The organism is Mesorhizobium sp. M0040 (genome assembly GCF_040323505.1).
In the GTDB taxonomy this organism is placed as follows: Bacteria; Pseudomonadota; Alphaproteobacteria; order Rhizobiales; family Rhizobiaceae; genus Mesorhizobium.
Genome location: NZ_JAMYVA010000026.1, coordinates 16164 through 30827, shown reverse-complemented (window position 1 = coordinate 30827; position 14664 = coordinate 16164). Strand labels below are relative to the sequence as shown.

At 62.3% G+C, this 14664-nt stretch carries 14 protein-coding genes; 4 read left to right on the top strand and 10 right to left on the bottom strand.

Annotation, left to right across the window (positions count from 1 at the left end; all coding sequences use genetic code 11):
• Positions 1–10 precede the first annotated feature (10 nt).
• Positions 11–2083 (top strand): putative bifunctional diguanylate cyclase/phosphodiesterase, encoded by a 2073-nt coding sequence (locus NKJ91_RS21135; RefSeq protein ID WP_352457123.1) that lies wholly within the window; start codon positions 11–13, stop codon positions 2081–2083.
• A gap of 5 nt (positions 2084–2088) precedes the next feature.
• Here the strand turns inward: NKJ91_RS21135 and NKJ91_RS21130 are convergent, their stop codons facing one another.
• Together NKJ91_RS21130 and NKJ91_RS21125 are read right to left on the bottom strand one after the other, a co-directional pair.
• Positions 2089–2331 (bottom strand): type II toxin-antitoxin system Phd/YefM family antitoxin, encoded by a 243-nt coding sequence (locus NKJ91_RS21130; protein WP_352452273.1) that lies wholly within the window; start codon positions 2329–2331, stop codon positions 2089–2091.
• A gap of 20 nt (positions 2332–2351) precedes the next feature.
• Entirely contained in the window at positions 2352–2780 is a 429-nt protein-coding gene (locus NKJ91_RS21125; protein ID WP_352457122.1) for a MarR family winged helix-turn-helix transcriptional regulator, read from the bottom strand.
• A gap of 117 nt (positions 2781–2897) precedes the next feature.
• Between NKJ91_RS21125 and NKJ91_RS21120 the strand changes: the two genes are divergently transcribed.
• Positions 2898–3305 (top strand): hypothetical protein, encoded by a 408-nt coding sequence (locus NKJ91_RS21120; RefSeq protein ID WP_023674396.1) that lies wholly within the window; start codon positions 2898–2900, stop codon positions 3303–3305.
• A 139-nt stretch (positions 3306–3444) separates the two neighbouring features.
• Here the strand turns inward: NKJ91_RS21120 and NKJ91_RS21115 are convergent, their stop codons facing one another.
• Positions 3445–5490, bottom strand: coding sequence for an oxidoreductase (locus NKJ91_RS21115; protein WP_352457121.1), 2046 nt, complete (start codon positions 5488–5490; stop codon positions 3445–3447).
• A 114-nt stretch (positions 5491–5604) separates the two neighbouring features.
• On the opposite strand from NKJ91_RS21115, the gene queF reads away from it, so the two are divergent.
• Positions 5605–6066 carry a preQ(1) synthase gene (gene queF / locus NKJ91_RS21110; protein WP_023674394.1) on the top strand — a complete coding sequence of 154 codons (462 nt, stop codon included), beginning with the start codon at positions 5605–5607 and terminating at the stop codon, positions 6064–6066.
• Between the two features lie 14 nt (positions 6067–6080).
• On the opposite strand, the gene NKJ91_RS21105 is transcribed toward queF, so the two are convergent.
• The 6 genes from NKJ91_RS21105 to NKJ91_RS21080 form a co-directional block, all read right to left on the bottom strand.
• On the bottom strand, positions 6081–6866 hold the full coding sequence (locus tag NKJ91_RS21105; protein ID WP_352457120.1) for an alpha/beta hydrolase: 786 nt from the start codon (positions 6864–6866) through the stop codon (positions 6081–6083).
• Positions 6867–6976: 110 nt separating this feature from the next.
• A complete protein-coding gene (locus NKJ91_RS21100; RefSeq protein WP_352457119.1) occupies positions 6977–8161 on the bottom strand; it encodes a mandelate racemase/muconate lactonizing enzyme family protein in 1185 nt (394 codons plus the stop codon).
• Between the two features lie 11 nt (positions 8162–8172).
• A complete protein-coding gene (locus NKJ91_RS21095; RefSeq protein ID WP_352457118.1) occupies positions 8173–8730 on the bottom strand; it encodes a hypothetical protein in 558 nt (185 codons plus the stop codon).
• 4 nt (positions 8731–8734) lie between these two features.
• Complete coding sequence (locus NKJ91_RS21090; protein ID WP_352457117.1) at positions 8735–9214, bottom strand: DUF3828 domain-containing protein; 480 nt, start codon at positions 9212–9214, stop codon at positions 8735–8737.
• Positions 9215–9319: 105 nt separating this feature from the next.
• Positions 9320–10969, bottom strand: a complete 1650-nt coding sequence (locus NKJ91_RS21085) for an ABC transporter substrate-binding protein (protein WP_352457116.1) — start codon at positions 10967–10969, stop codon at positions 9320–9322.
• A gap of 41 nt (positions 10970–11010) precedes the next feature.
• Positions 11011–12561, bottom strand: coding sequence for a trimethylamine methyltransferase family protein (locus NKJ91_RS21080; protein ID WP_352457115.1), 1551 nt, complete (start codon positions 12559–12561; stop codon positions 11011–11013).
• Between the two features lie 92 nt (positions 12562–12653).
• On the opposite strand from NKJ91_RS21080, the gene NKJ91_RS21075 reads away from it, so the two are divergent.
• Positions 12654–13556 (top strand): LysR substrate-binding domain-containing protein, encoded by a 903-nt coding sequence (locus NKJ91_RS21075; RefSeq protein ID WP_023674388.1) that lies wholly within the window; start codon positions 12654–12656, stop codon positions 13554–13556.
• Between the two features lie 17 nt (positions 13557–13573).
• Here NKJ91_RS21075 and NKJ91_RS21070 read toward each other — a convergent pair whose 3' ends face one another.
• Positions 13574–14563, bottom strand: a complete 990-nt coding sequence (locus NKJ91_RS21070; RefSeq protein WP_352457114.1) for a zinc-dependent alcohol dehydrogenase family protein — start codon at positions 14561–14563, stop codon at positions 13574–13576.
• Between the last annotated feature and the right edge of the window lie 101 nt (positions 14564–14664).

Below are 14664 nucleotides of genomic sequence, written 5' to 3'. Positions count from 1 at the left end.
GCCTCAGAAAATGTCACAGCAGCCGGTGCACGCCGTTTCGGGCAGGCTCATACTCCTGATCAAATCCGGCTACTGGCTGGCTCTGCTGATCATCGCCGCCATGGTAGTGGCCTCCTTCATCCTGCTGCAGCAGATGATGGCGGCCCAGCAGCACAACCATGCACTGCTCGATGTGGTCAGCACACAAAAAGCCCTGTCGCAGCGCATCGTCTTCCTTGCCGGCGCGACCGGCACCGCCTCACGCGACCAGCAGCCGGCACTGGTTAGCGCGCTCAAGCAAGCGACGGTGGAGTTCGAGAAAAACTACGATCTGCTGCTCGAACGGACCGCCGCCGATCCGGCGTCGCCGGCAAGGTTCGATCCGAAATCGATCGAGAGCGTGCTTTTCGCCAAGCCGTACCATCTCGACTATTTCTCGGTCGGGCTTATCGCCAACGGCGAACGCCTGATCTCGTCATTCGAATCGCGGCTCAACATGGCCGGCAATGGTGGCTACAAAGGCGGAGAGGAGCGCGTCAACCTGAACGCTTCCGTTGCCAACGCAACATTGTCGGGCTATGCCGCACTTGGCCAGCGCATCAGCGCCTTTGCAGACCAGCGATCCGAAACACTTCTCGATCTTAACCGCACATTGTTCTACTCGACCATCGGCGTCATCGTGCTGGTGGCGCTTTTCATTTTCAGGCCAATGTCGAATGCCATCCTGCGCAGGACGCGCGAGCTGGTCGATGCGCGCAATTCCATGGCCTTTATCGCAGTGCATGACGGGCTGACCGGCCTGCACAACCGCACCTTCTTGACCGAGCATTTCGATACGCTGATCAATGCCGCGCAGCGACGGCGTGAACGGGTTGCCGTGGTGCAGTTCGATCTCGACCGGTTCAAGCAGATCAACGACACGTTCGGCCACGCCGCCGGCGATTATGTGCTGGTGGCGGCTGCGCAGCGCATGCGTGATTCGTGCCGTACGTCGGATCTCAACGTGCGGCTCGGCGGCGATGAATTCGTCATGATTCTCAACGGCGCCGGCAGCACCGAGGACATCGATACCGTCGCCCGGCGCATCCTGACCAAGCTCAACAAGCCGATCGTCTTTCGAGGCACGACAATGCATCCGGGCGTAAGTGCCGGGATTGCGGTCTACCCTGTCGACGCCGACAATGCGCAGGATCTGCTCGTCCATGCCGATCTGGCGCTGTATTCCGCCAAGAAGCAGGGCGGCGGCAGCTTGTCGTTCTTCTCCGAGGAGCTGAGGCACGAACTCGATTATCGCAAGCAGCTCGAGCTCGACATCAGGACCGCCATCTCGGAGAAGGCGTTCGAGGTCTATTTCCAGCCGCAGGTGTCGCTGTCGGACGGCGCCATCAGCGGCATCGAGGCTTTGGCTCGCTGGAGGCATGCCGAACGCGGCATGATCGCGCCGGGCGAGTTCATTCCGATCGCGGAAAAATGCGGCTTGATGTCCGAGATCGGCCGCATCGTCATCGCCAAGGCGATCGACGAAGCAGCCGAATGGAACCGCGCAGGCATCGCCTTCGGACGGATCGCCGTCAATGTATCCGGCTCGGAGCTGCGCGGGACAGATTTCGAAGTCTTCCTGTTCGACATGCTGGAGAGGGCTGGCCTGCCAGCGCACAAACTGTCGCTGGAGATCGTCGAATCCGTCATCCTCGACGACGAGAAGACCGGTATCGCGGCAAAGCTGCGGCACATTCGCGCCGCCGGCATCCATCTTGAGCTCGATGATTTCGGCACCGGCTACGCATCGCTCAGCCATGTCAATCCAAACGAGATCGATCGGCTGAAGATCGACCGCCGTTTCGTCCAGAACATCAACGAGAACAGCGGCAACACCAAGATCGTGCGTGCCCTCACAGAACTCGCCCGCGCTCTCGGCATCTCGATCGTTGCCGAGGGCGCCGAAACCGAAGCCGAGCTCGACTCACTGATGGCGATCGGCTGCGACCAGGTGCAAGGCTATTCCATCGCTTTCCCGATGCCGCCGGACAGCGTGCGCGAATGGCTGGTGGCGCGAACGTCCAAGAAGGCCAGGCTGACGGTGCTGCAGGGCTGCCGGGCGTAGATCCGTCATGGTTCGGACTTGCGAACCGACCTGATCTGCCGAGGCGGAAGGTCATCCTCATCACCGGGAAATCCTGCCAGCAATTGTCCAAAGCTGGGCACACGCGCCAGTCTTTCGTAGTCCTGAAACGACAAAATGACCGCCTGCTTGCGGCCGTGCCGGGTGATGATGGCCGGTTCTCCCGCGACGACCTGATCGAGCAGCGCCGAGAGTGTAGCCCCGGCATCCTTCAGCGAAATTTCGCGCATGGCGTTTCCTATCCTAATTTCTAACCCTCGACATTGGCCCGTAGCGCGGCCAGCACCTCTGTAAACTCTGCCAGCCTGTCGTCGGACAATCCCTTCCGCAGCCGTTTGTCGAAGGCTAACGCGGCGGTGCGCAATTTCAGGAACAGCGCTTCTCCGGCTTGGGTCAGCTCCACCTGGTGAACCCGGCGGTTCTCGGGATCGCGGCGGCGCATCAGCAGGCCTTGCGTCTCCATGGCGTTGAGGTGGTGGGTCAGCGTTGCGCCCCGGATGCCGATCATGCCGGCGAGCTCGCGTTGGTTGGCCAGTTCCCGCGACTTGACCGACAGCAACGTGACCCAGACCGGCAGCGTGCCGCCTGCCTCGACCAAGGCAGCGTCGAAAGCCTGCGCAACCAGCTTGGCGGTGCGCGCGAGATTCATCCCGATCGGCGGGCGGTCAAAGGGCGTCATGATCCGACACTAGAACAAGGGCAAAGCCTATGGAACCGGCTCGAGCTTATGCGTTGACATCTAATCATTTGATATCTATCAATATGCCTGGCGGTGGGCAAGAGAGGAAATGCGGTCATGCAATATGTCTACATCATCGTCCTCGGCCTTCACGTCATGGCGGGCGTGTTCTGGGCCGGCACCACCATCGCGGTCGCCCGCGAACCGGAGATCAGGGCGGAACGTTTCTTCCGGCCGCAAATGGGCGCAGCCGGCGTGGTTTTCCTCACCGGCTTGCTGCTGTGGTATTTCTTCCACAACGGCTCTTTCGGCTCGATGGAGAAGGTCTTGGCGCTGGGCATCTTGACGGCGTTAATCGCCGCCGGGGTTCAGGGCGCGCTGGTGGGTTCCGCCAGCAGGCAGTTGGCCGGCGCTGATGCGGCGAAGCAAACCCAGTTGCGCGCCAAGATGACAAAAGGCGAACGCATCGCCGGCGGCCTGCTGGTCATCACCGTGTTCTGCATGGCCACCGCCAGGATGTTTTGAACGTCCTGCCGCAATCGCAAGATCGTACGGTGCCCGGCGATGGCCGGCGGCGTGCGCGGCGCGCAGACCGGACCGACGTGCCTGGTGGCTCTCCGTACGGAGGTTCGGCTGCGCGCCACCAATCAATCCAAAATATTCCTCAGATCCGCAAGCCGAACCTGATGCCGTCATAGATGGCGGCGTGGATATTGCGTGAGGCTACCGCGTCGCCGATGCGAAAGACGACGAAACCACTCTGCGGATTGCGCACCGGAAAGATGTCGCCGCCATTGACCAGTTTTTCGTAATCGATCGCGCCGGCGTTCTTCGACAGCGGCTTCAGCGCCAGATAGAGATCGTCGAGCGGCAGCGTGCCGTGCTCGACCACCACCTGGTCGACCCGCCGCTCGCCGCGCCAGCCATCGGCGAAGTCGGACGCGAGCTCGGCGATCAGCTGGTTGCCTTCGCGCCGCACCGAGCGCAGCCGTGTGTTGATGGTCACCGTGACCCCCTTTTCCTGGAAGGCGCGCATGTAGGGCACATGGTTCATGCCGCCCATTTCCGGGGCGAAGAAGCGTTCGGGCGAAACCAGCTCAAGCCTGGCGCCGCTATTGGCGATCAGTTCGGCGGCACCCATGCCCTGATGGCCGCCATTGTCGTCATAGAGCAGCACGTTCTCGGCCGGCTTGACGCTGCCGGCCATGATGTCCCAGCTCGAGGTGACGAGATCGTCGCCCGCCGTCAGAGGCGGGTTCTGCGGCAGCCCGCCGGTGGCGATCACCACCACGTCCGGCGACAGCGCCAGCACGTCGTCCGTCTCCGCCCATCTGTCATAGCGGATCTCGACGCCGAGCCGGTCGAGTTCGGCCAGGCGCCAGTCGATGATGCCGATCAATTCCTTGCGGCGCGGGTTTTGCGTTGCCAGCCGCACCTGGCCGCCGGCCTGGCTCGATGCTTCCAGCACCGTCACCTGGTGCCCGCGCTCGGCGGCGACGCGCGCCGCCTCCAGCCCGCCGGCGCCGGCGCCGACGACGACCACCTTCCGCTTCGGTCCCTCGGTTTTCGGAATAATATGCGGGATATCAGCCTCGCGGCCCGTCGCCGCATTGTGGATGCACAGCGCCTCGCCGCCCTCATAGATGCGGTCGAGGCAATAGGTGGCGCCGACGCAAGGCCGGATCTCGTGCTCGCGGCCCTCCATCACTTTTTTGACGATATGCGGGTCGGCAATGTGGGCACGCGTCATGCCGACCATGTCGAGCTTGCCGGTGGCGATGGCGTGACGCGCGGTGGCGACGTCGGAAATCCGCGCCGCATGGAAGGTCGGGAATTTCGTCGCCGCTCTCACCTCCCCTGCGAAGTCGAGATGCGGTGACGAGCGCATGCCGGTCACCGGGATGACCTTGGTCAGCGCCGCGTCGGTCTCGATCGAGCCACGGATGATGTTGAGGAAATCGACCTTGCCGGAGCCGGCCAGCCGCCTGGCGATTTCGACGCCCTCCTGTTTCGACAGGCCTTTCTCGAAATCCTCGTCGGCGACCATGCGGATGCCGACGACGAACTTTTCGCCGACCGCGGCACGCACTGCGTCGAGCACCATTCCGGTGAAGCGCAGCCGGTTGTCGAGCGAGCCGCCGAAATCGTCGTCGCGCTGGTTGGTGGCCGGCGACCAGAAACCGTCCATCAGATGGCCGTAGGCTTCGAACTCGATGCCGTCGAGGCCGGCAGCCTGGCAGCGCTGCGCGGCCGCCGCATAGTCGGCGACGATGCGCTCGATATCCCAGTCCTCGATAGTCTTGGGAAAGGCGCGATGGGCCGGTTCGCGCACCGGCGAAGCCGACAGGACGGGCAGCCAGTCGGCCTTGTTCCAACCGGTGCGGCGGCCGAGATGGGTGATCTGTATCATCACCATGCAATCGTGCTCGTGGCAGGCATCGGTAAGCTCGGCGAGCCATGGCACGATGCGGTCGTCATAGACATGCAGATTGCCAAAAGCGGCCGGGCTGTCGCGCGAGACGATCGCCGAACCGGCGGTCATGGTCAGCGCCATGCCGCCCTTGGCCTTTTCGGCATGGTAGAGCCGGTAGCGTTCCTTCGGCATGCCGTCCTCGGAATAGGCCGGCTCATGGCTGGTCGACATCACCCGGTTCTTCAGCGTCAGATGCTTGAGCCGATAGGGCTGGAGGAGCGGGTCGTTGCTAGTCATCGTCTTCCTGCTGTTTCAAATTGTGCTAATGAGCGGCAAATTTTTGTTTTTACGCATGTCGCTGTCCCAAAATCGCTGCGCAGTTTTGGGCGACATGCAGCAAGGAACCTGCTCATGACCGATACGAAAAACCTCACCCAGCTCGGCACCAACGTCGAGGCGCCACAGAGCCCTGAAGCGGCAGTCCTGGAAACCGTGCCGTTTTCGCGCGGCGACGGCCCGCCGGCCATCGTTCGCTTCACCTGCCCGGAATTCACTTCGCTCTGCCCGGTCACCGGCCAGCCGGACTTCGCCCATATCGTCATCGACTACGCACCCGATGCGCTGCTGGTGGAATCGAAGTCGCTCAAGCTGTTCATGACCTCGTTTCGCAACCATGGCGCCTTCCACGAAGAATGCACCGTCATGATCGGCCGCCGCATCATCGCCGCGACCAAGCCATTGTGGTTGCGCATCGGCGGCTATTGGTATCCGCGCGGCGGCATTCCGATCGACGTGTTCTGGCAAACCGGCGCGCCGCCGGAAGGTGTGTGGCTGCCCGACACCGGCGTCGCCCCCTATCGCGGGCGCGGCTAATCGGACGGAGCGGCTCACCTGATCCCGGTCCGGCACAGGTTGGTCTCCAGGAAAGGCATCACCGCGTCGCGGTACCGCTGTTGGTCATAGCGATAGAGATCAACATGCCGCGCGCCGTCGAACCAGACCAGCTTTGCGTCAGCGCCTGCCGCATCTTTCAACGCCAGTGTCTGGCTGCGAGCGACAAACGGATCCGAATTGCCTGCTAGCAGCAATATCGGCCGATCAATCGCGCCGATGCGATCGACCGGCCTGACATCATCTACCCCGAAGCCAAGGCGGAGCTGCATCTGCGCCAAGAGGATGGTCGCCTGTACGTCGCGCAACATAGGCAAGGGCGCTCGCAACGCCGTGGTTTCCAGCAAAGTCGCGTAGAGCTGCTCCAGGACATAGGCATCGACATGCTCCTGCTGAGCGCCAAATACAAAAGCAGCCGCACCGAGCGACGAGCCGATGGCCGCCACCTTGCGACCGGCGAAGCGTTGCCGCGCAAAGGCGAGGATGCGGCTGGCGTCCTGCCGTTCGATGTAACCAAAGCCTCTGATATCACCGCCGCTTTCGCCATGTCCCGACAGATCGAACAGCACGATCGAGTAGCCGCTTTCGAAAAGCAGCTTCGCTCTTGGAACCGTGGCCAGCTTGTTTGAACCGCGTCCGTGTAACAGCACGATTGTTCCGCAACTGTCCTGCCGATCCGCCACCCAACCGGCAAGGTCGGGCGCGCCCTCTTGCTGCAGAACGATGCGCTCCACCGGTAACCCCACAGGCAGCGTGAAGCTTTGCTGAGGCACGCGGGCCACCGCGCGGCTTCCTGCCTCCCAGGTGACAGCGCAGGCCAGGACGCAAACCGCCGCGAATAAAGCAACCACGACAGGACCTCTTCTCATCGATCGGTCACGTGCACTTCGCATCAGTTGAGCGGCAGCCGCCGGTAGCGGCTGGGGTTGTTCGGGTCGCTGAAATGGTGCATCGGCCCGTGTTCGGCGAAGTGTGCTGACCAGCGTTTCATGGCGGCCGGATCGAGTTCGACGCCCAGCCCGTCACCCTCCGGCACACGCACCGTGTTGCCGGTCTGCCGGAATGGGCCATCCTTGATGACGTCGCCGGTCTGCCAGCGAAACAGCGACTGCGACGCTTCCGTGATCCACGGCGTCGCCGCTACGACGTTCAGATAGGCCGATGTCATAATGCCGAGATCGTTCGAATAGCACCAGAACCCCTTGCCCATCGCCTCACAGGCGGCGATGAATTTCAGGGTTTTCGACAATCCGCCGAGTGCTGCGAAATTGCAGACGAAGTAATCCGGCGCACCGAGCGCGACTGCCCGTCTGAGATCCGGGATGTGCGTCGAGAACGGAATGCGCGAATGCTGGCGCAGCGCAGCCATCTCCTCGAAGGTCGCGACCGGATCCTCGTAGTTGCGGATGTTGAACGGCTCGATCTCGCGCAGCACCCAGCGCGCTGTGGTCAGCGACCACTGCATGTTGGAATCGAGTTTGATCTGCGCCTTATCGCCAAGCGCCTCGCGCAGCATGCGCACTGTCCTGATCTCGAGCTCGGGATCGCCCATGATCAGCTTGCCCTCGAAGATCGTCGAGCCGTGCTGTTCTCGCATGCCGAGACAGTAGTCGACGATCGCTTCGGCGGTCATCTCGCCGCCGGCTCCGCCTTGAGCGGGGCGAAAGGCGAAATATTCCGAAAACGGAATGTCCTTGCGCACCGCGCCCCCGAGCAGCTTGTAGAGCGGCATGCCGAAGACCTTGCCTCTTATATCCCACAGCGCCAGTTCGACGGCGGCGAACGCCACCGAGGCTGCATTCTCGCCGGTGTTGGCGGTAATCTGCCAGGGCGGCACGCAGCGCGTCTCGCAGTCGGCGATGTCGAGCGGATCGGCGCCAATCAGCGCCGGCGCGATCTCGGCCTTGATCACCTCGCCGAAATGCCACCATGGCGCCTCGCCCAGTCCGACCACGCCTTCGTCCGTCTCGACCTCGATGATCGATTTCGAGGCGCCGCCGTAGAGACCAGCCGTCCACCAAAACGGAGCATCGAGCGGGACGTTGACGTGGGTGACGCGGATGTTGCTGATCTTCATCGGTTCCGTTCTCACTCACACTGGTATTGGCTTAGCGACCATTCGCCTGTCACCGAGAGCAGGTCCGATATCTTCCAGTCGCCGTCGATTTTTTTGAACTTCCATTCCAGCCGGTGCGGATTGCCGGAGACGACAAAAGCGACGACGACCTTGGCCTCGTCGCCCTTGACCGCTTCGATGGTCTTCAGGCTGTTGTCGATCTCCGCCTTTTCGTATTCGGAATTGTCGAGCGCCATGTTGGGATCGAGGCACTCGCCCTGCCCCGACTTCCGCAGCGCGTCGCTCTTGTCGAGCACCGACTTTGCCGGGTCGGTGAAATGGCCCCGCTGAGCCGGATCGACCTCGAGCCCGGCATGCTCGTAGAACGGCTTCACTACCGCAGTCGGCGAGCCCGGCTGCACGGCTGCGGCCGGCGCGTCTTCTGCCGGCGGCGAAACTGCCGGCGGAGGTGCCGCACTGTCGGCCGGCGCGTTTGCGGGCGGCGCGCCGAACAGGCCCTGAGCGGCGGCGCTGCTCAATCCGGCCAGCAGGCACGCAGTCGCCAGAACCCAGGGACGGCAGCGGAGCACGGCATCACTCCGGCGACTGCCCGGCAAGGCATTCGAGCGCACTCAGGGTCCAGCCGCTGGTCTTCGAGGTGATGTCGGCGATCTTCCAATGGCCGTCGATATTCTTCAACGACCAGACCATTTCGCGTTTGGAATCATCGCCTTCCGGAAAAAGGTTGAACGTCGCCGTCACCTCGGCGCTGTCGCCATCCAGCGTTTCGGCCAGCGTCAGCGTCTTGGCCACGGTCTTCTCGTCATAGTCCTGCGCATCGAGACCAGGGGCGAAGTCGATGCAGGGAACTTCATCCGGATGGTTCTTTGCCGCATTGTCGTTCAATTCGAACAGTTTCGTCACCGGCGCGGTGAAGCGGTCGCGATATTGCGTATCGGCCTCGAATTTGACCGACGGGACATAAAAGAACTTCACGGCGTTGGTAGCAGGGCCGGCAAACGCGGCCGCCGGCAAGGCCATCGAAAGCGCGGCAACAAAAAGTGGCAGTTTCATGGGTGTCCCCGATTGTTCACTGACGGAAGCTATCAGTACCACGCATCTTGCCCGTCGGCTTTCTTGCGGTCCATGAAATCCTGCAACGCGTCCTCTGCTGGCAACTCAGGCGTTCAGCCAGACATCCTGGAGATCCATCTCGAAGGTTTGGTGGACACCGTAGTTCTTCACCTTCTCGTTCATGTGGCTGAACAGCTTCTGCCAAAACGGCTGAATGATGACGCCCGAATCCTGCAGGATCTGCTCGATGTCCTTCATGACCTTGCGGCGCTTTTCCACGTCGATGAGCGAAAGAGCCTGCTTGAGCTTGGCGTCGAAATCAGGGTTCGAGTAGCCGGTTTCGTTCCAGGCCTCGCCGGTGCGATAGCCGAGCGCCAACACCTGTACGCCAAGCGGGCGCATGTACCAGATGGTCATCGAATAGGGGTATTTCGTCCAGTCGTTCCAGAACGTCGACCCCGGCAGCACGGTGCGCTTCACTTTGATCCCGGCATCGCGCAGCTGGCCGGCAATAGCGTCGCCGGTGTTCTTTTGCCAATCGTCCTCGACGGTGATCAGTTCATGCTCGAAGTCGTCCTGCCCGGCATCGGCCATAAGCTTCTTGGCGCCCGCGGCGTCGCGTGTCTTCTTGGGCAGCGCGTAGTATTCCGGATGAATCGGGCTGACGTGGTGGTTTTCACCAACAGTGCCTCGCCCGGCGTAGCCAAGTTCGAGCACCGCTTTGTTGTCGACGGCCATCTGGAGAGCGTTGCGAACCCGCTTGTCGTCATAGGGCTTGTTCGTGATGTTGGTCCGGGCGACGAGCGTGGTCGCTGTCGCGACCTCCGATTTGACCAGCCCCATCTTGTCGAGGATGTCTATGAAGTCGGCAGGCGTCTCGAAGTTGAGATCGATTTCGCCGGAGTCGAACGCATTTATCGAGGCGTTGAAATCGGTTCCGTAGTCGATGAATTCGACGCCGTCGAGAAGCGCTTCACCGCCCCACCATTTGCCATTCTCACGACGCTTGACGACCGCTTTCTGGCCGACCGCATAAGACACCAGTTCGAACGGCCCGGTGCCAATCGGCTTCTCGATCGGATTGGCGCCGTCGGCGTCGAAGTTGCGATGGACCACCAGCGCCGGATAGTCGGTGAAGTTCGGGATCAGCGAGATGTCCGGTTCGTTCAGCTTCAGCTTCACCGTGTTGTCGTCGACCTTGGTGATCGCCCCTTCCCTGGCCTTGCCGGTCTTTGCATCGATCAGCGCACCGACGCGCGCGGCCATCGAATTGCCGGCGGTAGCCTTCTCGCACCAGCGCGTCAGATTGTAGGCCACGTCATCGGCGTTGAAAGCATCGCCGTTGTTCCAGGTAATGCCCTTGCGCACATGCAGCACGTATTCGGTGGCGTCGTCGTTGACCTCCCAGCTTTCGAGCAGAACCGGCTCGAATGTGAACTGGCGGGTGTAGCGGACAAGCGGCTCGAGCCAGCAGCGTGAAATGTTCGCAAGTTCCACCCAGTCGTAGGTGCGCGTGTCCTTTTGCGCCTTCACCGACATCGAAACGTGCAGCGTTCCGCCTTTCTTCGGCTCTTCAGCCAAAGCCCGCTCCGGCACGGCAAGTCCAATCATGCCGTAGGCAAGGGCCGTCGATGCGCCGAAAGCGCTTGCCAGGGCCAGAAACTCCCGCCGGTCGACGCGACCGGCGCGCGCCTCGCTGGCCATTGCTTCGATGGCGCTCGGTACGCGATCGCCGTTGCTTCTGAAGAGTGTCATTTTTTCCTCCCTTATGGTTCGCATCGGGTCTTCGCCCGTGATCAACTAACGCTGTCCGGCAGTTTCTCCTCGCGCCGCGCAATCAAATCTTTGAGACCATCGGCGATGCCCTCATCGAGCTTCGGCTCCTCATAATCGGCGAGCATGTTGCGCGCTTTCTCGCGGCCGCGGGTGTCGTGGTCCTTTGCTCCTTCCGCCTTCCACTGTTCGAACGAATTGAAGTCCATGATGCTCGGTATGAAGAAGGCGGACTCGAAATGTTCAAGCGTGTGCTGGGTGCCGAGGAAATGGCCCTGCGGTCCGACCTCGCGGATAGCCGCCATAGCCTCCTTGAAATCGTCGAATGGCAGCCCGCCAGCATATTTGTACCAGCCGACAAGCTGCTCGCAGTCGGTGGCAAATTTCGAATAGCCGCAGGTCAGGCCGGCCTCGAGCCAACCGGCAGAGTGCCAGATGTAGTTGGCGCCGGCAAGGATGGCGGCATGCATCAGCATGTTCGCCTCGTAGCCCGCCTGGGCGTCGTTCAGCTTCGAGCCGACATGGAAACCGGACGTGCGCCACGGCAGACGATACCTCCGCGCCAGCGCGCCCATGAGATACATCATCTGGGCCGCCTCCGGCGTGCCGCCCATGGGAGCGCCGGTCTTCATGTCGACCGTCACCATGAACTGTCCGTAGATCTGCGGCGAACCCGGACGCAGGAGCTGTGTGAACGCGACGCCCGCCAGCGCTTCGGCATTGACCTGCGCGACCGCACCGACGGCAGAGGCCGAAGTCGAGGCGCCGCAAAGGGCGAAGGGGGCGAGGATCAGCGGCTGGTTGTGGCGCGCATAGACTTTCATCGCGTCCAGCATGGTGGCGTCCCACACCAGCGGCGAATTGCAGTTGGTGATCGACACCAGGACCGGGTTGTCGCGGACATAGTCCTCGCCGAACACGATGCCTGCCATCGCCATCGTGTCTTCGGCTCGATCCCTGGAGGTCACGATGCCCATGAACGGCTTGTCGGAGTGCTTCAGCGCCGAATGGATGATGTGGAGGTGACGTTTCGGCACCGCGATTTCCATCGGCTCGCAGATGATCGAGCTCGACGAATGCAGCGCCGGCGCCATGTAGGCGAGCTTGTGGAAATTGTTGAGGTCGGCGAGTGTGCCGTAGCGCCTGTTGTTGTCGAGGTCGCGTACGTAAGGCGCCCCGTACATCGGCACGAAGATGGAGTTGTTGCCACCCACACGTACGGAACGCTGGGGATTCCTCGCATTGAGCGTGAACTCCGACGGGACCTTCGAGATGAGCTCCATCAGCAGGGCGCGGTCGATCCGGACCCTTGTCTCCGAGACATCGGCGCCCGCCGCCTTCCACATTGCGATCGCCTCGTCGTCGCGGAACTCGCATCCCACTTCTTCGAGGATGGAGAGCGACTCCTGGTGGATCAGCTCAACCGCCTCGTCCGGAACCATCTGATAGACGGGAATCTGGCGGACCAGGGTTGGAAACGACGCTATGGGTGCGCCCCGCAGCGCCTTGCGCCCCAGGCGGCCACCGCTGCGGCGGTTGGCGTGTTCGCTCACTTCAACGGCCGGTGCGTTCATGAAGGCTCCATATTCCTGTTGGTGACCAATCTAGCCAGACAAAATGCAGCTGTGACGCTGGAAAATCCTGATCTCTTGTATAAGCTCAGCTTATGCGAAGCTTGCGCCACCTGCTGCCGTCGGCCGGCAGCCTGATCGTTTTCGAGGCCGCCGGGCGGCTGTCGAGCTTTACCGCCGCCGGGCGCGAGCTCGGCATGACGCAGGCTGCCGTCTCCTATGCGATCCGTGGGCTCGAAGAGCAGCTCGGCGCCAAACTCTTCCAGCGCCGCCACCGGCAAGTCAGCCTGACCGAGGCCGGCGACCGCTTCCATGCCGACGTCTCGCTCGGCCTGTCGCACATTCGCAAGTCGGCGGAGGATCTGCGCCAGATCGCCGTCGGCGCGCATGTGACGCTCGCCGCCTCGACCGCCTTCGCCTCGTTCTGGATGATGCCGCGCCTGCAGCAGTTTCGCGACGAATTGCCGGGCATCGACCTGCGCATCCAGACCGCCGACCGCGATCTCGACATCATCGCCGAAGACATCCCGCTCGGCGTCCGCGGCGGCGAGCCCAAGGAATGGCCGGATTATCATTCGCTGCCGCTGGCCGATGAGGTGATATTCCCCGTTGCCGGCGTTAGTTATGTGGCACGGTTCGGGCTGCCGGAGCGTGTCGCGGACCTTCAATCGCACCGCCTTATCCATCTTGAAGAGCCGTTTCGCGAGGCCGCCAGTTGGGACGAGTGGTTCGCCTCGGCCGGTGTCGACATCGCCGATGCCGGACGCGGCTTGCGCATCAACGACTATGCGCTGGTGATCCAGGCAGTCATGGAAGGGCAAGGCATCGCGCTCGGCTGGGGTCACCTCGCCGAGCGGCTGCTGGCATCAGGGCTGCTGGTGCGCGTCACCGGCCACACGATGACGACCGGCAAGGGTTTTCATGTCATCTGGTCGAAGAACCGCGAACTCAGCGACAACGCCCGCAAGGTCCGGGACTGGCTGGCGGCGCAGGCGTGAGGCCGATAAATGCCCGGTCAAACGGTCACGACGATCTTGCCGAATTGCTCGTTCGATTCGAGATAGCGGTGCGCCTCGACGATCTGGTCGAACGGAAAGGTTCTGGCGATTGCCGGCTTCAGCGAACCCGAGCTCAGTCCGTCAAGGATGAACGCCTTGGCGGCCTGCAGCCGGACCGGATCGCGCACGATCTCGTGGACGAGATAACCGCGCAGCGTCAGTGTCTTGGCCAGCACTGCAGGTAGCGGAAAGGGTGTCGGGTCGGGGCTCAAGCCGCCATATTCGATGAGAATGCCACCCCGTGCCATCGCTGCCGTCAGAGGCTTGAAAATCGCGCCGCCGACGGCATCGAACACCACGCGCACGCCCTCCGGGCCGGCGATTCGCTTCAGCCTGGCTTCCAGGTCCTCCTCTGCCGAGGCGATGACGTGGGCCGCGCCGAACTCAAGCAAAGCCCGCTTCTTGGCAGATGTCCGTGTGACCGCGATCGGGGTCGCGCCAATCATGTTGGCGATCTGGATCGCGGCAAGTCCGACGCTGCTCGAGGCCGCGGTAATGACAACAAAGTCCTCGCTTTGGAGGTTGGCAATGTCGATCAGCGCACCGTAGGCGGTGAGATATTGCATCCACGCTGCGGCGGCTTCTTCCCAACTCAGCGATGGTGGATGTTTGACGACGAGCTCGGCGGGATATGTGGCAATCTCACCATAGGCAGGCCAGCGGGCCATCGATAATGGCGGCACGATGCTGACGGCATCGCCAGGCGCAAACCCGTCCACGCCTTCGCCGACCATCTCGACGATACCCGCCGCCTCGAGCCCAAGACCGGAGGGCAACGGCGCGGTCTGGATGTAGGTCCCCGAACGCAGCAGCGCCTCGGCGCGGTTTATACCCAACGCCTTGACGCGGATCTGAATCTCACCGGTCGCGGGCGCAGGCGTGTCAACATTCTCGATGCGCAGGACCTCGGGACCACCGAGCTCATGAAAGCGAACGACACGTGCCATCGGTCATAACTCCAAAATATTTGAACTGAATTTGCTATGCCAGCGGCGATCAGGCGGATAAATAGCCGCTTGAGTAGATCAGTAGAAACTATAGGTTTTGA